This is a genomic window from Azonexus sp. IMCC34839, from assembly GCF_047047955.1.
GTDB lineage: Bacteria > Pseudomonadota > Gammaproteobacteria > Burkholderiales > Rhodocyclaceae > Azonexus.
In genome coordinates this window covers 2033171-2052420 of record NZ_CP150631.1, presented here as the reverse complement: position 1 = coordinate 2052420, position 19250 = coordinate 2033171, and the positions used below count along the sequence as shown (strand labels likewise).

The following is a 19250-nucleotide window of genomic DNA, read 5'->3' as shown; positions in this document are numbered from 1 at the left end:
CCTCGTCGGGAAACGCTTGCATGGTGCGCCAAGGCGGGCGCTTGTTCAACCGCTTTGCGGTGACGCGATCAGGCGTAGGCGCTGATCCGGCTGCTGGGCGAGGCCGGTGCGTTGCCGTAGAAGGCAGCGATTTTCTGTTGCTGGCGCTTGTCGGCGTTGTCCGTGCCGTTGCTCTCGGCCATGGACTGCTGCGCCATTTCGGCTCGCGCCTGCTGCGCCATCTGGCCGGCTGCGGCAGCAACGGCGCGGTCCTGGCCGGAAGGGTCGGCCGGGGCGAGGGCGGCCGCGCGCACCTGTTCGGCCCGGCGCAGGGTTTCCTCCGGGGTGCGTCCTTCCGAGGTGCTGATGCTGACCTCGCCGCCGATGGCGTAGCTGACGCCATCGGGGCCGCGCTGGTAGGTGAAGCTGGCGCCGGAAACAGCCATGCCGCCGGCGGCGGCCAAATGGGCCTGCTCATGGGCGCGGACCTGGCGGTCACGTGCTTTCAGCTTGTCGACCTGGGCTTGTTCGTCCGGTGTCAATTCGCCGCTCTTGCCGCCTTGGCGGCCAGCAGTTCGCGAGTTCTCCGCCGAACGGGCGTTCAGCAGCGAAGGCAGCGAATAGGTGTTGGCAGCGGAGATTTGCATGGCAAGCGGCAAGGCTTAATGTCCTTGCAGCTTAGTTCAAGAGGAGCGGTTTGGCGAGAGATGGGGTGTGCTAAGCACTTGAATCGGCGCCGGAATCTTCAGCTCAGGCCGGCGCGAAGGCGGCTCAGGCTGGGGATGGCGATGAATTTTCCGTCTACGGCGATCAGTCCAGCTTCCTGCAGGTCGTGCAGGATGCGCGAGAAATGCTCTTGCGTCAGATTCAGGCGCGAGGCGATGACCCCCTTGTGCACCGGCAGGTGCAGCACGGCCTCGTCGCCGTGGATGGCATGGCCCTGCAGTTCGTGCAGCAGGAAGCTGATGATGCGTTCCTTGCCGGAAGCGAGGGCAAAGGATTCGACATCGTCGACCAGGTCGCTATTGCGCTGGGCCATGTTGCTCAGAAGCGTTTTGCCCAGGGCCGACATGCTGCCCAGCTCGCGCTCGATGGCGCTGCGCGTGACATGCAGCACCTTGCAGTCGCTCAAGGCTTCGGCGAAGCAGCTGTAGGGCTGGTTCAGGAACATGGCTTCCTCACCGAAGCTCTGGCCTGGGCCGAGCAGTTCGACCACTTTTTCCTTGCCCAGCGTGGAAATCACGGCCAGCTTGACCTGGCCGGTCAGCAGCACGTGGATGCCGGAACAGGGGTCGCCGCGATGAAACAATATTTCGCCACGGCGAAGTTTATGCTCCCGAGTTGCGCGGGCGATGCGTGCTCTCTCAGTGTCGCCTAGCTGTGCAAACAGCGTTGTGGCGGCCAATTGCGCGGCTAGCGTGTGGGAAACCTTGGCGTCCACGGCAACCTCCGGGGGCTTTGATCGGGATCAAATTTTTGCGCTGTCTATAACATTGTGCAATTAGTTAATTCGATTTAGTCCATAGGACTGATTTATGCAAGGTGGAATTTTTCGATCAACCGCGCGACGGCCTGTGGCTGGTCGTGGTGCAGCATGTGATCGGCCTCGTCGATCCAGGCGTCTTCCACCTTGGCAAAACAGGCGCGGCGGGCTTCCCAATCGCCGGGGCGGGTGTCGTATTCGCGGACTACCCAGGATTGCCGGCCAGCCACCCAGAGCACCGGGCAAACGACCTGACGCCAGATGGCCATCGATTCTTCCAGGCGGAAGAGGTAAGGCGAGCTCGCCTTGTGCCACGGGTCGCCGTTCCAGATGATGCCGTGGCGCTGTTCGCCGCCTTTGGTCGTGCCATCGCCGATGCGGGCCAGGTGGCGGGCGAGGAAGTCGGCACGTTCCGGCGTCAGGAAACGGTCGCTGTGCATCAAGCGGCGGGCGAAGCTGTCACGATCGGTGTAAACATGCATGCGCGGCGGTTGCTTGAGGTCGGCCAGCCAGTGGCGATAGCGCTCCGGCGCCATCTCCGGCGTAGTCGGCGCAATGCCGAAGCCTTCCAGCGTGACCAACCGCTCGACCCGCTCGGGCCGGAGGCCGGCGTAGAGGCAGGAGAGGATGCCGCCCATGCTGTGGCCAACCAGCTTGACCTGGCCTTCGGGGGCGTAGCGGTCGATGATGGCTTCCATGTCGCCGATATGCTCGGCGAAGAAATAGGGGCGGTTCAGCCATTGCGACTGGCCGAAGCCGCGCCAGTCGGGGGCGACGATATTCCAGTCGTGCTGCAACTCGTCCACGACGAACTGGAAGGAGGCGGAAACGTCCATCCAGCCGTGCAGCAGGAAAAGTGTCGGGGCCTTGGGGTCGCCCCAGCGCCGGATGTGCAGGCGGACGCTGGGCAGGTCGAGATATTCGGAACGTGAAGGTCGCATCGGTTTTTGGCCAAAATGGGCAGTGCACCGCAGCAATGGCGGGGAAGGGCGATTCTAACCCTGGCGCAGGCTAGCGGCGGCTGCCGAGTACCCGCCGAATTTCGCCATTGCAACTGGCCGCCACCTTCTCGTATTCCTCGGGCGTGTCGATCAGCGCCTGGTCGGCCTCCACCTGATTGAGCAGGCGGGTGATATAGGGAATCCAGCGCGTTTCCATCTCCTGCGCCAAGCGCTGCTGCGTCTGCCCGCTCGGGCCGCGCCAGGGCGTGCCGGTGAGGAAGCGCTCCTTCAAGGTGGCGGCGATTTCCTGCTCGATGGCGGCGGCGTGCTTGCGGTAAGTGTCCACGTGGCGCATCTCGTGCGCATGGATTTCCTGATAGGCACAGCTGCCCGGCGCGAATTCCCGCGCCACATAGACGGTCAGCGGGTTGAAGCCGTAATGCAGGGTGATCTGCGGGCTGGTGCATTCCCAGCGCCCGGCCCGGTCGGCGAAACCGGGCATCCGCGTCTCGTAGCGGACGATGGCCTTGCCGCGCGTCAGGCCAAGCACCTGCATGCCCGGCCGGTTGCGGTCGGCACCCAGCGCGTTCAACTGGCGGTATCCGTAGTCCTGGCGTAACGCCGGATCGGCGTCGAGGCGCTTTACCGTGACCGAAGGCGGCGGCAAGGTGGCGCACTCGTCGGCCAGCGTCGGGAAAGCCGCGGCCAGCAGGCAAATCGCAAGGAAGAAGCGCCGGCTCATCGTCAGCTCGCGCCGGCCAGCACGCCCGCCTTGGGCCGGCCGAGACGGTTGATCCACAGCGACGCAAAGATCACCGCTCCGCCGAGCGACAGGCGGACGAGGTCGGCGTCGCGGTTCCAGATCAGCACATTGACCAGCAGCCCGGCCGGCACGTGCAATTCGTTGATGATGGCCAGCGTGCCGGCATCGACAAACAGGCTGCCCTTCACCCACCAGTACATGCCGAGCGCCGTGGCGAACACGCCCATCCACAGCAGCACGCCCCATTGCACGTCGGTGGTCGGCAGTTTTGCCGGATTACCGAAGAGCAGGAAGGAGGGCAGCGCCAGCAGCAGCGCGCCGAGGAAGAAATGGCCGAACAAACGGTGCATCGGTGCCACGTCCGGATAACGGGCGAACAGGCGGCGGCATAGCACCTGCCCCGCGGCAAAGGTCGCGTTGGCCACCTGCAGCAACAGGAAGCCGAGCAGGTAATCGCCTTCGAGATGGCGGAAACGGATCAATACGCCACCGCCGACCGCCACCGCCGCGGCGACCAGCGACCACGGGTTGAAGCGGCGGGCCAGCGCATCGTCGAGCACGGTAACGTAGATCGGCGTCAGCACCGTGAACAGCAGCACTTCAGGCACCGTCAGCAGGTTGAAACTGCGATACAGGCAGAGATAGGTGATGCCGAACTGTAGCGCCCCGGCCAGCCACAAACCGCCGACCAGCGGGCGCGGCAGATTGCGCCAGAGCGTGATCGGCACAAAGATCAGCGCCGCAATGGCAACACGCATCAGCACGGCGAAATCGCTATCGACGCTGCCGGCGAGGTATTGGCCGATCAGGCTGAAGGAAAAGGCCCACAGGGCGGTGACGATCAGGAGGTAGGGCATGCTGCGAAGAGGAGCGACGGGGAACGCAAGATAGCATGCCGAGCCGCACCCAAGGACGGCCTGTTGCCTTGGCGCGGGGTCTCGATCTAGCTGTTCGCGTGACTGGGTTCGAACAGTGAATATTGCTGCAAGGCCCGCTCGAGCGCTTCTGCACTGATTGGCTTGGTGAGGATGTCGTTGAACCCAGCCATGCGCATGTGGGCCACGTTGAACATGTCGGAATGCGCCGTGTAAGCGATCACCGGAATATCCTCCAATTCGAGTTCTTCGCGAATCTGGTGACACAGCTCGATGCCGGACATGCCCGGCATCATGATGTCGAGAAGCACCAGATCGATCGGGGTGGTACGCAGATGATTCAAGGCCTGCTCGGCGGATTTTTCCTCAATCACCGAAAAGCCTCGCTGTATCAGCATGCTGGAGAGAACGACGCGGAACAGGGAGTTATCTTCCACGACCAGGGCAGTGAGCCCGGTTTCAGACAAGTTGAGATCGGTCGGCATGCTGTTTTCCTGTCGGCGCCTATTTGCACGTCCATCGATAAGGTCGCAGAAAGTTGGGTGTGTTGATGTTTTTGTGATTTTAATGGTTTTTAAGATTTGACTCAATGAGCTTGACATTGTCGTGTCGATATAACTAAGATTGTCGACATGAAATCTGATTACACCCAAGCCATCCCCGCCGAGTGGGCGGCCATGTCGAAAATCTTCGTTGCCCTGGGCGACGAGCATCGTCAGCGCATCCTGCTGCTGTTCGAGCCGGGCGAGCGGCTGAATGTCGGGCAGATCGCCGAGGTGTCGACGCTGGCCCGCTCCACGGTTTCGCACCATCTGAAGATCCTGCACGAATCCGGTGTGCTGGCCTCCGAGAAGATCGGCAAGGAGGTCTGGTTCTGGATCGACCGCCAGGCGCTCGAAACCACCTTCACCAACGTCCTCGATTACGTCAAGGAATCCACCTGATGCGCACTTTCTTCCGTTCGCTTCTGCGCGGGCTCGCCCGCGTTTTCTTCCGCGTCGATGTGCAGTTCCGCCAGTCCGAGTTCGAGCACGAGCGCCTGCTCGTCGTCGCCAACCACGAATCCTTCCTCGACGGCGTGCTGCTCGGCCTCTTCCTGCCGATCGACCCGGTGTTCGTGGTGCATACCGGCATCGCCAACAACCGCTGGTTCCGGCTGATGCTGTCGCTGGTCGATTACCTGGCGGTCGATCCGACCAGCCCGATGGCCATGAAGAAGGTGATCCGCCTGATCGAATCCGGCCGCCCGGTGGTGATCTTCCCGGAAGGGCGCATCACGCTGACCGGCTCGCTGATGAAGGTCTATGACGGCCCGGCCTTCGTCGCCGCCAAGACCGGGGCGACGGTCATCCCGGTGCGCCTCGACGGCCCGTCGCGCAGCTATTTCTCGCGCCTGTCCGGCAAGTATCCGAAGGAGCTGTTCCCGAAGATTCGCATTACCGTGCTGCCCGAGGCTTCCTTCCCGATGCCCGAGGCGCCGACCGCCAAGCTGCGCCGCCGCAAGTCCGGCGAGCAGATGCGCAAGCTGATGCAGGAAATGATCTTTGCTTCCCGACCGCAGCAAACGCTCTACACCGCGCTATGCGACGCCGCCGAAATCTTCGGCCGCAAGCGCCGCCTGTTGGAAGACGTGAAGCAGATCGAGTATTCCTACAACGATCTGCTCAAGATGGCGATGATCCTCGGCCGCCAGGTCGAGCGCATGAGCCAGCCGGGCGAGCGGGTCGGCCTGCTACTGCCCAACCTGGTGCCAACCCTTGGCCTGATCTTCGGCCTGACGGCGCGCCGCCGCGTGCCGGCCATGCTCAACTACACGGCCGGCGCCGATGCCATGCAGGCGGCGTGTGCGGCGGCCGAGATTCGCACCATCGTCACCTCGCGCGCCTTTGTCGAGCAGGCCAAGCTGGCCGACAAGCTCGCCGCCTTGCAGGGTATCGCCATCGAATATCTCGAAGACATCCGTGAGCGCATCGGCCTGGGCGACAAGCTGTGGCTGGTGCTGTGGGCTATCCACCATCCGCGCGGCTTCGAGCTGAAGACCGATCCGGAAGAAGCCGCCGTCGTGCTCTTCACCTCCGGTTCCGAGGGCAAGCCCAAGGGCGTTGTGCTGCCGCACCGCGCCATTCTGGCCAACATCGCGCAGATTCGCTCGGTCATCGATTTCTCGGTCGACGACAAGGTACTCAACGCGCTGCCCATCTTCCACAGCTTCGGCCTCACCGCCGGCTCGCTGCTGCCGGTGCTGACCGGGGCCAGCCTCTTCCTCTACCCGTCGCCGCTGCACTACCGGATCATTCCGGAGCTGGCCTACGACCGCTCGTGCACCGTGCTCTTCGGCACCTCGACCTTCCTCTCCAACTACGCCAAGTTTGCCCACCCCTACGATTTCTACCGTCTGCGCTACGTCGTCGCCGGTGCCGAGAAGCTGTCCGATAGCGTGCGCGGCCTGTGGTTCGAGAAATTCGGTATCCGCATCTTCGAGGGCTACGGCGCGACCGAAACGGCGCCAGTGCTGGCGGTGAATACGCCGATGGCTTACCGCACCGGCACGGTCGGCAACCTGCTGCCGGGCATCGAGCACAAGCTGCTGCCGGTGCCGGGCATTCCGAATGGCGGCATCCTGCATGTGCGCGGGCCCAACGTGATGGCCGGCTACCTCAAGGCCGACCGCCCCGGCGTGCTGCAACCGCCGGCCTCCGATCTCGGCGAGGGCTGGTACGAAACAGGCGATGTGGTGGAGTTCGACGACGAAGGCTTCGTCAAGATCGTCGGCCGCGTGAAGCGCTTCGCCAAGATCGCCGGCGAAATGGTTAGCCTGGAAGTGGTCGAAAAGCTCGCCACGGCCAGCTCGCCCAACCAGCAGCACGCTGTCTCCAGCCAGCCGGACGCCAGCAAGGGCGAGGCGCTGGTGCTGTTCACTACCGACGAAGCGCTATCGCGCGACCTGCTCGCCGCCAAGGCGCGCGAACTCGGGCTGCCCGAGCTGGCCGTGCCGCGCAAGATTCACAAGATGGAGTCGCTGCCGCTGCTCGGCACCGGCAAGATCGACTACGTGACGCTGAAGAACCTGGCGCAAGGCCTGTGATGAATCGTCGCCGCTTTCTCAGCTTGCTGGCAGGTGCTTCCGCGTTGGGCGCGGCGGGTGTCGGCATCGCCAAGCCAGCCGTGGTCAATCCGTGCCGCGCGGCGATTCCGCTGCAATTGCTCGACAGTCCCTGGCTGCAACAAGCCTGGGCCGGCATTGATCCAGCGCAGGTGTGGGATTGCCACGTGCATCTGGCCGGGCTGGGCGATGGCGGCAGCGGCATCGAGGTCGGGCCGCAGTTGTCGTCGCCGCTGCATCCGGTGCATTACGCCCAGCGCCTGTTCTACATGAACGCCGGTTGTGCCCACAACGCGCCGGGCAAGGTCGATACCGCCTACGTCGCGCGCCTGCTCAATTTGTGCGATGCGTTGCCGGAAGGCTTCAAGGTCATGCTCTTTGCCTTCGAGCGCTTTCACGACGGCCAGGGTGACGCCCACCCGGAGCATTCCGCCTTCTACGTGCCGAACGCCTGGGCGGCCAAACTGGCCAGGGATTTCCCGGCGCGCTTCGAATGGGTCGCGTCCTTGCATCCTTATGCCACTGCTGCGGTGCACGAGCTGAAAACGGCAATTTCCAACGGCGCGCGTGCGGTGAAATGGCTGCCGGCGGCGATGGGCATGGACCCGGCCGATCCCAAATGCGATGCCTTCTACCGCGTGCTGGCCGAAAGCGGCACGCCGCTCATCGTGCATTGCGGTGAAGAAAAGGCGGTCAAGGGCAGCGATACGCAGGCCTACGGCAACCCGCTACGCCTGCGCCGCGCCCTCGATGCCGGGGTCAAGGTGGTGGTCGCCCATTGCGCTACGCTGGGTAGCGACCGCGACGATGCCGGCAAGATGCGGCCGAGCTTCGATCTCTTCCTGCAACTGATGGCCGAACCGCGCGCCAAGGGCTTGCTGCATGGCGACATCTCGGCCATCACCCAGCGTAACCGCGACGTCCGCGTCATCCGCACCCTGCTCGAACGCAGCGACCTGCACGAGCGCCTGCTGCATGGCTCGGATTACCCGCTGCCCGGCATCGTGCCGCTGACTTCGTCGAAGGCGCTGGCGCGGGCCGGCTTGCTGCCGCAGGCGTCGGTTCACGATCTCGACATCCTGCGCGAGCACAATCCGCTGCTCTTTGATTTCACCTTGAAGCGCCTGTTGGCGTGGCAGGGCCATTCCTTTTCTCCGGCCGTCTTCCAGACGCGCCGTTTCTTCCCAGCGAGCCAAGCATGAGCGGACAATTCGGACTCCTCAAACAGAAGCGTTTCGCCCCTTTCTTCGCCACGCAGTTCCTTGGCGCCTTCAACGACAACTTGTTCAAGAATGCGCTGGTCGTGCTGCTGACCTTTCAGGCAGCACGGTGGACGACGCTGAAACCGGAACTGCTGGCCAACCTGGCGGCGGGCATTTTCATCCTGCCCTTCTTCATCTTCTCGGCCACGGCCGGGCAACTGGCCGACAAGTACGACAAGGCGACGCTGGCGCGCTTGGTCAAGGTGCTGGAAATGGCCATCATGGGCATCGCGGCGGCCGGCTTTTTCCTGACCAGCCTGCCGGTGCTGATGGTGGCGCTCTTCCTGCTCGGCTGCCATTCGACCCTGTTCGGGCCGGTCAAATACGCCATCCTGCCGCAGCATCTGCACGCCGATGAACTGGTCGGCGGTAATGCGCTGATCGAGGCCGGCACCTTCGTCGCCATTCTGATCGGCACGCTGGCCGGCGGCCTGCTCGCCGGCTCGGTCGAGCATCCGGCGTGGATCGCCCTCGGTGGATTCGTCGTTGCGCTGGCCGGCTACCTGACCAGCCGCGGCATCCCGGCCGCGCCGGCCCCGGCGCCAGAGCTCAAGGTTAATCTCAACCCGCTGACCGAAACCTGGTGCAACATCGCCTTCGCCCGCGAGAACCGCACGGTCTTCCTGTCCATCCTCGGCATCTCGTGGTTCTGGCTCTATGGCGCGCTCTTCCTGGCGCAGTTTCCGGCCTACGCCAAGTTCGTGCTGGGCGGCGGCGAGTCGTCGGTGACGCTGCTGCTCGCCACCTTCACGGTCGGCATCGGGGTCGGTTCCATGCTGTGCGAGCGCATGTCGGGCAAGCATGTCGAAATCGGTCTGGTGCCGTTCGGTTCCATCGGCCTGACCTTGTTCGGCGCCGATCTCTACTTCGCCTCGCCGGACAACCTGCTCGGCACGACGCCGCATGAGCTGCTCGGCTTGCTCAGCATCCCGGCCGTCTGGCGCGTGCTGTTCGACTTGATGATGCTCGGTGTCTTCGGCGGTTTCTTCATCGTGCCGCTCTACGCGCTGGTCCAGTTGCGCAGCAGCGAGGCGCATCGTGCCCGCATCATCGCCGCCAACAACATTGTCAATGCGCTGTTCATGGTTGTTGGCGCGCTGGGTGCCGGGGCGGCGCTGGGGGCGGGGCTGTCGATTCCTGCACTGTTCGGCATCGCGGCGCTGCTCAATGCGGCGGTGGCGGTCTATATCTACGGGCTGGTGCCGGAGTTCCTGATCCGTTTCATGGCCTGGCTGCTGATCAAGGCGGCCTACCGCCTGCGCACCGAAGGAGCGGCGCGGATTCCGGAAGAGGGCCCGGCGGTGCTGGTGTGCAACCACGTCAGCTTCGTCGATTCGCTGGTCATCGCCAGCGCCTCGCCGCGCCCGGTGCGCTTCGTGATGGATCACCGCATTTTCCGCACGCCGATCCTGAGCTACGTGTTCAAGCACGGCCGCGCCATTCCCATCGCGCCGGCCAAGGAAAACCCGGAAATCATGGAAAAGGCCTTCGCCGAAGTGTCGGCCGCGCTGAAGGCAGGCGAACTGGTCGCCATCTTCCCGGAAGGCGGCATCACCCGCGACGGCGAGTTGCAGACCTTCCGCCCGGGCATCTCTCGCATCCTCGCCGCCGACCCGGTGCCGGTAGTGCCGATGGCCTTGTCCGGTTTGTGGGGTAGTTTCTTCTCCCGCATCGACGGCGCGGCGATGCAAACGCCTTTCCGTCGCGGCCTGTTTTCGCCCATCGGCCTGCGCGTCGGCGAAGCGGTGCCAGCCAGCGAGGCGACGCCGGAACGTTTGCAGGCCGAGGTGCTGGCGTTGCGCGGCGAGCTTCGGTGAACAGGTAAGAGCGATCCATGTTCAGCTTCGACAAATTGAGCGAACTGGTGCAATTCCTTGTGCCCGTCTACTTGGTGGCTGTTTTCGCCTTGCGGCGCCGGCGCAAAAGTGGCGGCTCGGAATGGCGCGAGCCGACCCTGATGCGCCTGTTTATCTTCCTGCTGCTGATGCTGGGGGCTGCCGGTTTTGCCTGGTACTGCGCAACTTATGTGCGGACACACACCGGTGACATCGGCGCCTATCTGCCCTTGTTCGGCGCCTTGCTGGCCGTGCCGCTGGCCGCCGGGCTGGCCCTGAGTGCCTTGATCGAGGCGGTGCGTTTTGTCTTCTGGCGGAATCGTTGATCCGGCTTGGCCGGGGAAAAAATCGTCTATGGAAATCTTCAAAATGATCGGTCGGCTGATTCTCTTCCTGATCGGACTGTACTTTTTGGGAGCCGGCTTGTTTTGTGGTGCGGCAACACTGTTTTCTCCACTGTGGTTCTTTTCGCTGATTGGCTTCGGTTGTGCTTGGGTTGGCTTTTATCTGATCAAGCAGGCAATCAAAAAAGAGGCCTCGGAAGTGTTCGACAAGAATGTCGAGGCCAAAGCTCCAGCGAAGAGTGCATCGAGTACAAACGATAAAGAGGGTTCGCAATGAAAGTGTTGGGCATTCTGTTCAAGATCGCCCTGCTGGCGATTGGCGGAGCCATGCTGGTTGGTGGCGGGCTAGCTGGCTTGTGTGGGGTCATTGCAGGCAGTGGTGAGATATTTATGGCCGGCTTTGTGCCCGCCATGTTGGGACTGATGCTGTTCATCTGGGTGATTGCCAGCTTCAGGAAAAAGCCGGCCGAACCCGAGCAAGTGCTCTCCGATACAGATCAGGATCAATCGTGATTCCCAACGAATACGCTGCTTTCGTTCATGGGTTTTTCGAGATGCTCGGGCTATCGCTGGGGGCAGCCCTCTATCGCCTGCAGCGGCGAAAAATGGGAGGACAGAGCATCCTGGCGCCGGGTGAATTCGCTGTCGCCATCGGCTGTGTTTTTGGCGCGGCCTTCGGCAACAAGGCGGTGTTCTGGATCGAGATGCCGCATCTTTTTGTCCAGCACTGGGCGACGCCGACGCTGCTGTTTGGCGGGCAGTCGATGGTGGGCGGGCTGGTCGGTGGGCTGTTGGGGGTCGAGATCGCCAAAAAGCTGACCGGCATCACGCGTTCGACCGGCGATGCCTTCGTCTTTCCGACCTTGCTCGGGCTGATGATCGGTCGCGTCGGCTGCTTCCTGGCCGGGCTGGAGGATGGCACCTTCGGTGTGTCGACCGATCTGCCCTGGGGCATCGATTTCGGCGACGGGATGCCGCGCCATCCGACGCAGCTATACGAAATCCTCTTCGCTGGCTTGTTGTGGATCGTGTTGGCCCGTTGGCGTACTGCCTTGGCCGATCGGCCGGGTTTGCTGTTCAAGCTGATGTTCGTCGCCTATCTGCTGTGGCGCTTGCTGATCGACGGCCTGAAGCCGGTGCCGTATGCCTATCCGCTGGGTTGGTCTGGCATCCAGTGGGTTTGCCTGGTGGTCTTGCTTATCTATCTGCCGCTTGCCTGGCAGCAATGGCGACGCCCCGTCGTCGCCGTCCATGGAGTGACATCATGAAAGAATTTTTCATCTTTCTTTGGCGGGTATTTCTACTGATTTTCGGATTTTTCAGCATCGCCTTCGGCGGCATATGCGTGCTGATCGGCGCGGGCGGCGGCAGTGCCTCAGGTGCCTATATCGTTGCGCTCATCGGGGCGGTTTCGGCAGTGATCGGCGTGGTGGTCTTCGCCGCCACTGTTCGCGCATTCAAGAATTCCTCCGGCACAAAGGCCGAGGTTTCGCCAAATTCAGGAGAAGAGCAAGCATGAGCCGCAAGAACCGTCCCTGGTTGTTCTACGACACCACCGCTTCCGTCTGCTCCACCTGCCTGCGCCAGGTCGAGGCCAAGGTGGTGATCAAGGGCGACGACGTCTATCTCGACAAGTGGTGCCCAGCACATGGCAGCGAGCGGGTGCTGATTGCCGACGACGCCGAGTACTACCGCCTGTGCCGCGAAGTCTATGTGAAGGCGCCGGAAATGCCCGAGCGCTTCAATACCGAGATGCGCCACGGCTGCCCGTACGACTGCGGCCTGTGTCCGGATCACATGCAGCATTCCTGCCTGTCGGTGGTCGAGATCACCGAGCACTGCAACCTGCGCTGCCCGGTGTGCTATGCCGAATCCGGGCCGGAACGGCAGGTGCACCGCAGCCTGGCCGAGGTCGAGGCGATGCTCGACGCGGTCGTCGCCAACGAGGGCGAGCCGGATGTGGTGCAGCTTTCCGGCGGCGAGCCGACCCTGCATCCGGATTTCTTTGCCATTCTCGACGCCGCCAAGGCGCGGCCGATCCGCCACCTGATGATCAACACCAACGGCCTGCGCCTGGCGCGCGAGCCGGAGTTCGTGGCGCGGCTGGCCAGCTACAAGCCGGGCATCGAGATCTACCTGCAGTTTGATTCGTTGCGCGATGAGGTGTTGCAGCAACTGCGCGGGGCCGATCTGGCCGAGATCCACGAGCGGGCGCTGGCCAATCTGGAGGCGCAGGGCATTTCGACGACGCTGGTGATGACCGTCAAGCGCGGCGTCAACGACGACCAGATCGGCGAGGTCATTCAGCACGGCCTGAAATACCGCTGCGTGCGCGGCGTGACCCTGCAACCGGTGTCCGACGCCGGGCGCAATCTGGCCTTCGAGCCGCAGCGCCATCGCCTGACCGTGAGCGAGGTGCGCCGCCGCATTGCCGAGCAATCGGGACTGTTTACGCTCGACGACATCGTGCCGGTGCCGTGCAACCCGGATACGCTGGCCATGGGCTACGCGCTCAAGCTGGGCGACGAGGCCATGCCGCTGACCCGTCACCTCGGCCCCGAGGCGCTGCTGGCCGGGCCGCGCAACACCATCGTTTTCGAGCGCGATCCGGCGATTAAGGACGCCGTGTTCAAGCTGTTCTCGACCAACCACTCACCCGAGTCGCAGGCCAACTGCCTCTCTGCGCTGCTCTGCTGCTTGCCCGTCATCTCGGCGCCGGAACTGGGCTATGAAAACGTGTTCCGCGTGCTCATCGTGCAGTTCATGGATGCGGCCAATCTCGACCTGCGGGCGCTGAAGAAATCCTGCGTGCACTTCGCCCAACCGGATGGACGGCTGATTCCCTTCGAGGCCTACAACCTGTTCTATCGCGGCGAACGGGCCGAGAGGACGGCGAGCATCCAGCGCGAGATCGTGGAGTTCGCCGAACGGCGGCGCTGAGTTTTGGTTTTTGGCCATTCTGGCCGGTGCACCGCAGTCATCGGCAGATAAAAATGTTTTACATCTTGTCCTCTATAGGGGTGCCAGTGAAGGCTGTTAGGATTAGCTCCAGCATTGCCCGATTGGCTCCCCCACAGAGGAAAAACAATGACCGAAGCACAGAACTTCGATGGCATCGATCAGCTTGAGCGCAGCGACGACTGGGGCGTTTACAAGACCCTGCTCGAATCGACCAAGGCGATTCCCTGGAAGATCAACTGGCAGACCATGCAGTTTGACTACATCGGGCCGCAGATCGAGCCCCTGCTCGGCTGGAGGCGGGAAAGCTGGTTGTCGGCCAATGACTGGATCGAACGCATCCATCCGGACGACCGGGAGAAAACGGTCAATTTCTGCGTCAGCCAGTCGCAGGAGGGCGTCGATCACGAGGCAGATTATCGGGCGCTGAAGGCCGATGGCAGCTATGTCTGGATTCGCGACGTGGTGCATGTGATCCGCGATGGCGAGGGCAAGACGACCGACCTGGTCGGCTTCATGTTCGACATCTCGGCGCGCAAGCAGATGGAAGAAGAGGTGATCCAGCTCAACCGCAAGCTCGAAGGCTGGTCGAATCAGGATGGCCTGACCGGCATCGCCAATCGCCGCCTGTTCGACCAGACGATGGCGGCGGAATGGGCGCGCGGCAAGCGCAGCCAGGCACCGCTTTCGCTGCTGCTGTTCGACGTCGATCACTTCAAGGGTTACAACGACCACTACGGGCATGTGAAGGGTGACGACTGCCTGATCCGCGTTGCCCGCGAGATCAGCGCCCTGTCCTGGCGGTCGAGCGACCTGTTCGCCCGCTACGGCGGCGAGGAGTTTGCCATCGTGCTGCCCGAAACGCCGGCCGAGGCGGCGCTGCAAATCGCCGAGCAATGTCGCCAGGCGGTGGCCGCCCTGAAGATTTCCCACGCCAAGTCACCACTCGGGCACATCACCATCAGCGTTGGCATCTGCACGCTGGTCCCGGGCGGCGAGGTCGACCATATCGGCATGATCGAGCGCGCCGACGACAAGCTCTACCGCGCTAAGGGCATCGGCCGGAACTGCGTCTGTTCATAAGGCCAGCTGCGGCGCGCGGTTTTTGCCCTTTTTGGCCGGTGCACCGCAGCAGTGGCTACTGCGGTGCTTCTTCGCTCGGCTGAGGGGCAGGCGCGATGGTTTCGCCGGCCGGGCAGCGCGTCGGGTTGCCCGGTTCGAGGGCTGGAACCAGGATAGGGCCCATCGACTTCAGGATCTGCACCGGTAGCGCCGAGGTGAAGCGGTAGTTGCCGGCTTCCGGGCCCATCACGTAGGCGGTCAGCGTGCCGAAGTGGCGCGGGCCGAGGTAGAACACGAAGGTGGCGGTGCGGTTCATCGCCACGCCGCGGCCAGCGCCCTTGCCGATGACGATGCGGTTGTCGCCGGTGCCGGTCTTGCCGCCGAGGGCGACGGGCGTGCCGTCGGCCAGCTTGAAGGCACCGGACAGCCGGCGGGCGGTGCCGCCCTCGACCACTTCCGACAGGGCATTGCGCAGCGCGGCGGCGACTTCCGGCGCCATCACCCGTTCGCCGGCACCGCTGGCCCCGGCAAAGTGCGTCTCGTAGGGCGTGCCGACGGCAAAGGCCAGGCGGTCGATGCGCCGGGTCGGCTGGCGGATGCCGTCGTTCTCGATGATGCCCATCAGTTCGGCCAGCGCAGCCGGGCGGTCGCCGGAACTGCCAAGCGCGGTGGCCAGCGACGGCACGAGGTGGCCGAAGGGATAGCCCACACGCGCCCAGCGTCGGTGGATGTCGAGGAAGGCCTCGACTTCGAGCATGGTGGCGATGCGCGAATCCTGCGCATCCTTGAAGCGGGTGTGGAAGAGCCAGCGATAGACGGCCTGGCGCTCCTGCGTGCTGGCCTGGACGAGTTCGCTCCAGGTCGCCGTCGGGTGCGCGCTCAGGTAGCCGACCAGCCACAATTCCAGCGGATGGACGCGGGCGAGGTAGCCGCGGTCAGGCAGGTCGTAGGCTTCCGGGCGGTAGCGCTGGAACAGGACGTTGATCTGTTCGTCGGCCAGCTTCTTGTTTTCCAGGCGCTGACGGAGGAAGGCGGCCAGATCGGCCGGCGAGCCGTTCGGCGAGAAATAGCGGTAGGCGGCGGCCAGCCGGTCGGGCGTCTGGCGCAGACCGTCGAGGAAAATATCCTGGATGTCGTCGGCCGCCTTGCCGCGATACTTGTTCCAGAAGCGGCGCAGGAAGACCTGCCCTTCCTGGTCGGCGAAGCGGGCGAGGTATTCGGCGCGGCGCGGGTCGCCGGCCTTTTGCAGCAACTGCGCGCTGCTGCCCGGCACCTGGTACATGGCGTAGCGCACCACGTCGCGCATCAGGCGCACGAAGGGCAGGTTGATCGAGCCCTGCAGCGCCTCGCGCACGGTCGGCACGCGGCCGTTGTCTTCCTTGCGGAAGTTGTTGAAGCTATGGACGCCGCCGCCGGTGAAGAACTCCTCTTCCGGGCTGGCCGAATAGCTGCGCGCCAGCGCCGCCTGCAACATGGCCGGCAACGCCTTGTCCTTGGCCGACAGCAGGTAGTCGATGGCCCAGCGGCTGATGTGGTCGCGTGCTTCCACCGGCTGCTTGCGCAACTCGTCGGCCGGCATCTCGGCGTAGCGCTGGTGCAGTTCGGCGACGATTTCGAGGTAGGTGGTCAGCACGCGCAGCTTGGCGGTGGAACCGAGTTCGAGCTTGCTGCCTTCGTTGATGTCGAGCGGCTGGTCGGTGGTGTCGGTCTGCACGCGCACGCGGTTGCCGGCCGGCGTGCTCTCGACCAGGTTGAAGCTGTAGCGCACGGCGCCCAAGGTGGCCGGGTCGAGCATGCGTTCGCCGAGCAGGCCTTCGCGGCGGGCGTTGCCCGCATCCGACAGGCTTTCCAGGAAATCGGTGACCTTCGCCTGCAGGTTACGGTCGAGCGTCGTGGCGATTTCGCCATCGAGGCGGTCCAGTTCGTACAGCGAGGTGCCGAGCTGGCCGGCCAGCCGGTTGCGGATGGCCATGGCGCCCTTGCCGGCATCGGCCGGCTGCTGCGCGGGGTTGGTCGCCAGGTTGCGGAATTCGAGCGGCACGGCCAGCGCCGCGTCGCGCAGCGCCGGCCCGATCAGGTTGTGCTGGGCGAGCAGGCGGATATGGCTGGAGGTCAGCTGGCGCAAGTCGTCCCGGCCCTTGGCCGACAGGTAGTAGCTCGGCCGGCGGTGGGCGATCATCAGGGCAACGACCTGCTGCAGGGCCTTGCCTTGCTCGGCGAGTTGCGGTCCGCTGGCTTCGGGGGCGGCCAGCAGTAGATTGACGCTGTCGAAATCGGCGGCGAACCACACCCACAGGCCGTCGCCCAGGCCATTGACCTCACCGAAGCCGGGCGCAGCCGAGAGCGGGACGGTGTTCAGGTAATCGAGCAGCAGGCGGCGCCTGGCCGGCAGTGTTTCTTCGCCGTCGCGGTAGGCGCGGACGCTGGCCGAGATCATCTGGCGCAGTTTTTCCTGGGCATCCGGCGTCACGCCGTTGGGCGAATGACGGTATTTCTCGATCTGCGTTGCCAGCGTGCTGCCGCCGGGCGCATCGAAATCCTCATCGACCAGCCGGCCGATACGACCGAGCACGGCACGGGCGAAACGTACCCACTCGACCGCCGGGTTCATTTTCGGCCGTGTTTCGTCGAGCAGGTCGCGGTTCTCGATGAAGGTCAGCGCATCGGCAACGCGCTTGGGCACGGCTTCGAAATTGGCGTAGGCGCGGTAGGGGTAGCGGAAGCGGTAGAGCGCCTCGCCGCGGCAATCGCCGACATTCAGGCCGGCCAGCGCTTTCTCGCGGTAGGGCGGGAAGTAGCCTTGCTCGACGTAATCGACCAGCGCCGGCGAGAAACTGGCCTGGCGGGTCAGGGTATAACCGGCCCCGCTCAGGCGGGCGGTGAGGTCGGGCAGGCGGCGGTAACCCATGCGTTCGTCGAACGGGCCATGCGTCGGGAAGCGGATGGACGGGCTCGCGCCGTCGACCATTTGGTAAGTCAGCGTCGCGGCAAACTGGCTGATTTCGCGCGCCTGCAGTTCGGACGTTTCGATTTCATCGGCGACCCAAAAGCCGGCACCGGCCAGGAGGGCAAGGAGCAGGCCGCCGGCGATCCAGCGTTTGCGGCGGTAAAACGGTGCGTTGGGGCGCATGAGACTCTGTTTGTTGTTGAAGCTTGTCCGTCAGTATATTGGGATAAACGGCGCGCAGCCATTGACGCTGCCATCAGGTTTGGCTGGTGGCAGGATTGTTGCGGCCGGTAAAATGCCGGTTTTGCCCGATTCCTGTCCGCGATGACTTCCTCTGCCCCCTTTCAGATTCCTGCCGACCAGTTTGCTCCGTTGGCCAATGCCGATACCCAGCGCCTGGCAGCGCGCATGGTGCAGGACGTGTTTGCCGGCGTTTTCCGGCAGGCGGTGATGGCCGATGCCGGCGACGACGAGAAGGTGCTGGCCGAGGTCGGCGAGCGTTGCTTCAACTGGTGCAAGGCGGCTGGCAGCGATGAAGGGCTGGCGCTGCGCCTGGCATTGCTGATTTCCGGCCTCGACCAATGGGGTGTGGCCTACACCCAGGCGTTCAAGCTGGCCGCCATTCCGGCCCTGACCACCTTGCTCGGCAGCCTGCGCGGGCGGCTCGACGCCAGGGGCGACAGCCTGTTCCAGCAATATTTCCAGCAGTTGGCCGAGGTCGAATTTGATGCCGTCGATTTCAAGGTCGATTTGCGCCGCGCCATCCATGTGGCCTTGTGGCACGCCATGATCGCCTGCGAAACCCAGGCACAGGCCGAAGCTATCCTGCAGCCGCTGGGCAGCATGATGTTGGCCCTGGAGAAGCAGATGCCGGAACTGGGCTGGCGCATGCTGGCCGATGCCCTGGCCAGCATTCAGATCGCGCTGCTCTCCGATGAGTCGGCGGCTTCGGCGCTAGCCCAGGAAACGACACAGCAACTTTTCGCCTCGCTACGCCATGCGCTGCCGCAGGAGCGTTACCAAGCCATCCTGGCGCATTCCGGCCAGGTGGTGGTGGCCTGGCAACAGGCCCGCCGCGCCGCCGTCCAATAAACAAAACGCCCCGGAGGGCGGGCTGCCTTCCGGGGCGGTCATATTGTGGGTCGGCGCTTAGTGGCGGTGGCCGTGCCCGTGGCCATGGCCGCGACCACGGTCGTCATCGTCGCCACGGCGATAGTCATCGCGGTGGTAATCGTCACGACGGCGGTCGTCGCGGTAGTAATCGCGCCGGTCGTAGTCGTGATGGTGACGTTCGGCGTAGCGCGGCACATATTCGCGCTGATACCAGCCATCCTGAACAAAATAGACGCGTTCGCCGCAGGCGTGGTAGGCATGGCAATGCTTCTTCCAATGCTTGGCATGGCCGGGGGGGACGCGCAGATAGATTGGCGGGCGGCTGACCGGGACGCGCTCGATCAGGATGGGCTGCGGGAAGAGCACCGGCGGGGCGGGAAAGCCGCCGATATCGAGGCGGCCGTAGAAGCCGGGCTGGCCGATGCTGACCGACACCTGCGCCTGGGCGGCGAAGGCGGCTACGGCCAGCCCGGCAGCGAGCAGAAAGCGTTTCATGATTCTCTCCTGGGAATTGTTGTCTGTGTTCGTTTAACGCAGCATGAGGCCGCGCTGCCGACAGCCAAGTGTAACAAAGGGTAAGTACCG

20 protein-coding genes are annotated in these 19250 nt (G+C 64.0%); 12 read left to right on the top strand and 8 right to left on the bottom strand.

Annotated elements, in window-relative coordinates; translation table 11 throughout:
- Positions 1-68: 68 nt before the first annotated feature.
- The 6 genes from WIF35_RS10010 to WIF35_RS09985 form a co-directional block, all read right to left on the bottom strand.
- Positions 69-626 carry a putative metalloprotease CJM1_0395 family protein gene (locus WIF35_RS10010; RefSeq protein ID WP_412478082.1) on the bottom strand — a complete coding sequence of 186 codons (558 nt, stop codon included), beginning with the start codon at positions 624-626 and terminating at the stop codon, positions 69-71.
- Positions 627-724: 98 nt separating this feature from the next.
- Positions 725-1420 carry a Crp/Fnr family transcriptional regulator gene (locus WIF35_RS10005; RefSeq protein ID WP_412478081.1) on the bottom strand — a complete coding sequence of 232 codons (696 nt, stop codon included), beginning with the start codon at positions 1418-1420 and terminating at the stop codon, positions 725-727.
- Between the two features lie 92 nt (positions 1421-1512).
- Entirely contained in the window at positions 1513-2403 is an 891-nt protein-coding gene (locus WIF35_RS10000; RefSeq protein WP_412478080.1) for an alpha/beta fold hydrolase, read from the bottom strand.
- Between the two features lie 70 nt (positions 2404-2473).
- Positions 2474-3145 carry a hypothetical protein gene (locus WIF35_RS09995; RefSeq protein ID WP_412478079.1) on the bottom strand — a complete coding sequence of 224 codons (672 nt, stop codon included), beginning with the start codon at positions 3143-3145 and terminating at the stop codon, positions 2474-2476.
- 2 nt (positions 3146-3147) lie between these two features.
- Positions 3148-4023: a DMT family transporter gene (locus tag WIF35_RS09990; RefSeq protein WP_412478078.1), complete on the bottom strand. Its 876-nt coding sequence runs from the start codon at positions 4021-4023 to the stop codon at positions 3148-3150.
- A gap of 86 nt (positions 4024-4109) precedes the next feature.
- Positions 4110-4526 (bottom strand): response regulator, encoded by a 417-nt coding sequence (locus tag WIF35_RS09985; protein WP_412478077.1) that lies wholly within the window; start codon positions 4524-4526, stop codon positions 4110-4112.
- A gap of 147 nt (positions 4527-4673) precedes the next feature.
- Here WIF35_RS09985 and WIF35_RS09980 point away from each other — a divergent pair, with 147 nt between their 5' ends.
- The 11 genes from WIF35_RS09980 (at position 4674) to WIF35_RS09930 (ending at position 14626) form a co-directional block, all read left to right on the top strand.
- Complete coding sequence (locus WIF35_RS09980; RefSeq protein WP_412478076.1) at positions 4674-4985, top strand: ArsR/SmtB family transcription factor; 312 nt, start codon at positions 4674-4676, stop codon at positions 4983-4985.
- Positions 4985-7126 carry a bifunctional acyl-ACP--phospholipid O-acyltransferase/long-chain-fatty-acid--ACP ligase gene (gene aas / locus WIF35_RS09975; RefSeq protein WP_412478075.1) on the top strand — a complete coding sequence of 714 codons (2142 nt, stop codon included), beginning with the start codon at positions 4985-4987 and terminating at the stop codon, positions 7124-7126. The genes WIF35_RS09980 and aas overlap by 1 nt, the downstream gene beginning before the upstream one ends.
- Complete coding sequence (locus WIF35_RS09970) at positions 7126-8346, top strand: amidohydrolase family protein (protein ID WP_412478074.1); 1221 nt, start codon at positions 7126-7128, stop codon at positions 8344-8346. Before aas ends, WIF35_RS09970 begins: the two co-directional genes overlap by 1 nt.
- Complete coding sequence (locus WIF35_RS09965; protein ID WP_412478073.1) at positions 8343-10223, top strand: MFS transporter; 1881 nt, start codon at positions 8343-8345, stop codon at positions 10221-10223. Before WIF35_RS09970 ends, WIF35_RS09965 begins: the two co-directional genes overlap by 4 nt.
- 17 nt (positions 10224-10240) lie before the next feature.
- Entirely contained in the window at positions 10241-10567 is a 327-nt protein-coding gene (locus tag WIF35_RS09960) for a hypothetical protein (RefSeq protein ID WP_412478072.1), read from the top strand.
- A 28-nt stretch (positions 10568-10595) separates the two neighbouring features.
- On the top strand, positions 10596-10862 hold the full coding sequence (locus tag WIF35_RS09955; RefSeq protein ID WP_412478071.1) for a hypothetical protein: 267 nt from the start codon (positions 10596-10598) through the stop codon (positions 10860-10862).
- The gene (locus tag WIF35_RS09950; RefSeq protein ID WP_412478070.1) at positions 10859-11098 is read left to right on the top strand and encodes a hypothetical protein; all 240 of its coding nucleotides are present in this window, start codon (positions 10859-10861) and stop codon (positions 11096-11098) included. The genes WIF35_RS09955 and WIF35_RS09950 overlap by 4 nt, the downstream gene beginning before the upstream one ends.
- Entirely contained in the window at positions 11095-11853 is a 759-nt protein-coding gene (locus tag WIF35_RS09945; protein ID WP_412478069.1) for a prolipoprotein diacylglyceryl transferase, read from the top strand. The genes WIF35_RS09950 and WIF35_RS09945 overlap by 4 nt, the downstream gene beginning before the upstream one ends.
- Positions 11850-12104, top strand: coding sequence for a hypothetical protein (locus tag WIF35_RS09940; RefSeq protein WP_412478068.1), 255 nt, complete (start codon positions 11850-11852; stop codon positions 12102-12104). The genes WIF35_RS09945 and WIF35_RS09940 overlap by 4 nt, the downstream gene beginning before the upstream one ends.
- Positions 12101-13525 carry a radical SAM protein gene (locus tag WIF35_RS09935; protein WP_412478067.1) on the top strand — a complete coding sequence of 475 codons (1425 nt, stop codon included), beginning with the start codon at positions 12101-12103 and terminating at the stop codon, positions 13523-13525. Before WIF35_RS09940 ends, WIF35_RS09935 begins: the two co-directional genes overlap by 4 nt.
- A gap of 147 nt (positions 13526-13672) precedes the next feature.
- Positions 13673-14626: a diguanylate cyclase gene (locus WIF35_RS09930; protein ID WP_412478066.1), complete on the top strand. Its 954-nt coding sequence runs from the start codon at positions 13673-13675 to the stop codon at positions 14624-14626.
- Between the two features lie 55 nt (positions 14627-14681).
- Here WIF35_RS09930 and WIF35_RS09925 read toward each other — a convergent pair whose 3' ends face one another.
- Positions 14682-17735: a transglycosylase domain-containing protein gene (locus WIF35_RS09925; RefSeq protein WP_412478065.1), complete on the bottom strand. Its 3054-nt coding sequence runs from the start codon at positions 17733-17735 to the stop codon at positions 14682-14684.
- Positions 17736-17876: 141 nt separating this feature from the next.
- On the opposite strand from WIF35_RS09925, the gene WIF35_RS09920 reads away from it, so the two are divergent.
- Positions 17877-18644, top strand: coding sequence for a hypothetical protein (locus tag WIF35_RS09920; RefSeq protein WP_412478064.1), 768 nt, complete (start codon positions 17877-17879; stop codon positions 18642-18644).
- A gap of 57 nt (positions 18645-18701) precedes the next feature.
- Here WIF35_RS09920 and WIF35_RS09915 read toward each other — a convergent pair whose 3' ends face one another.
- Complete coding sequence (locus WIF35_RS09915; RefSeq protein WP_412478063.1) at positions 18702-19160, bottom strand: hypothetical protein; 459 nt, start codon at positions 19158-19160, stop codon at positions 18702-18704.
- Between the last annotated feature and the right edge of the window lie 90 nt (positions 19161-19250).

Excerpts from the sequence above, each read along its gene's own strand:
- WIF35_RS09950 (WP_412478070.1), top strand. The coding sequence starts at position 10,859 with ATGAAAGTGTTGGGCATTCTGTTCAAGATCGCCCTGCTGGCGATTGGC.
- WIF35_RS09915 (WP_412478063.1), bottom strand. The coding sequence starts at position 19,160 with ATGAAACGCTTTCTGCTCGCTGCCGGGCTGGCCGTAGCCGCCTTCGCC.
- WIF35_RS09920 (WP_412478064.1), top strand. The coding sequence starts at position 17,877 with ATGACTTCCTCTGCCCCCTTTCAGATTCCTGCCGACCAGTTTGCTCCG.
- WIF35_RS09995 (WP_412478079.1), bottom strand. The coding sequence starts at position 3,145 with ATGAGCCGGCGCTTCTTCCTTGCGATTTGCCTGCTGGCCGCGGCTTTC.
- WIF35_RS09970 (WP_412478074.1), top strand. The coding sequence starts at position 7,126 with ATGAATCGTCGCCGCTTTCTCAGCTTGCTGGCAGGTGCTTCCGCGTTG.
- WIF35_RS09930 (WP_412478066.1), top strand. The coding sequence starts at position 13,673 with ATGACCGAAGCACAGAACTTCGATGGCATCGATCAGCTTGAGCGCAGC.
- WIF35_RS09940 (WP_412478068.1), top strand. The coding sequence starts at position 11,850 with ATGAAAGAATTTTTCATCTTTCTTTGGCGGGTATTTCTACTGATTTTC.
- WIF35_RS10000 (WP_412478080.1), bottom strand. The coding sequence starts at position 2,403 with ATGCGACCTTCACGTTCCGAATATCTCGACCTGCCCAGCGTCCGCCTG.
- WIF35_RS09980 (WP_412478076.1), top strand. The coding sequence starts at position 4,674 with ATGAAATCTGATTACACCCAAGCCATCCCCGCCGAGTGGGCGGCCATG.
- WIF35_RS09985 (WP_412478077.1), bottom strand. The coding sequence starts at position 4,526 with ATGCCGACCGATCTCAACTTGTCTGAAACCGGGCTCACTGCCCTGGTC.
- WIF35_RS09965 (WP_412478073.1), top strand. The coding sequence starts at position 8,343 with ATGAGCGGACAATTCGGACTCCTCAAACAGAAGCGTTTCGCCCCTTTC.
- WIF35_RS09955 (WP_412478071.1), top strand. The coding sequence starts at position 10,596 with ATGGAAATCTTCAAAATGATCGGTCGGCTGATTCTCTTCCTGATCGGA.
- WIF35_RS09925 (WP_412478065.1), bottom strand. The coding sequence starts at position 17,735 with ATGCGCCCCAACGCACCGTTTTACCGCCGCAAACGCTGGATCGCCGGC.
- WIF35_RS09960 (WP_412478072.1), top strand. The coding sequence starts at position 10,241 with ATGTTCAGCTTCGACAAATTGAGCGAACTGGTGCAATTCCTTGTGCCC.
- WIF35_RS09935 (WP_412478067.1), top strand. The coding sequence starts at position 12,101 with ATGAGCCGCAAGAACCGTCCCTGGTTGTTCTACGACACCACCGCTTCC.
- WIF35_RS10010 (WP_412478082.1), bottom strand. The coding sequence starts at position 626 with ATGCAAATCTCCGCTGCCAACACCTATTCGCTGCCTTCGCTGCTGAAC.
- aas (WP_412478075.1), top strand. The coding sequence starts at position 4,985 with ATGCGCACTTTCTTCCGTTCGCTTCTGCGCGGGCTCGCCCGCGTTTTC.
- WIF35_RS09990 (WP_412478078.1), bottom strand. The coding sequence starts at position 4,023 with ATGCCCTACCTCCTGATCGTCACCGCCCTGTGGGCCTTTTCCTTCAGC.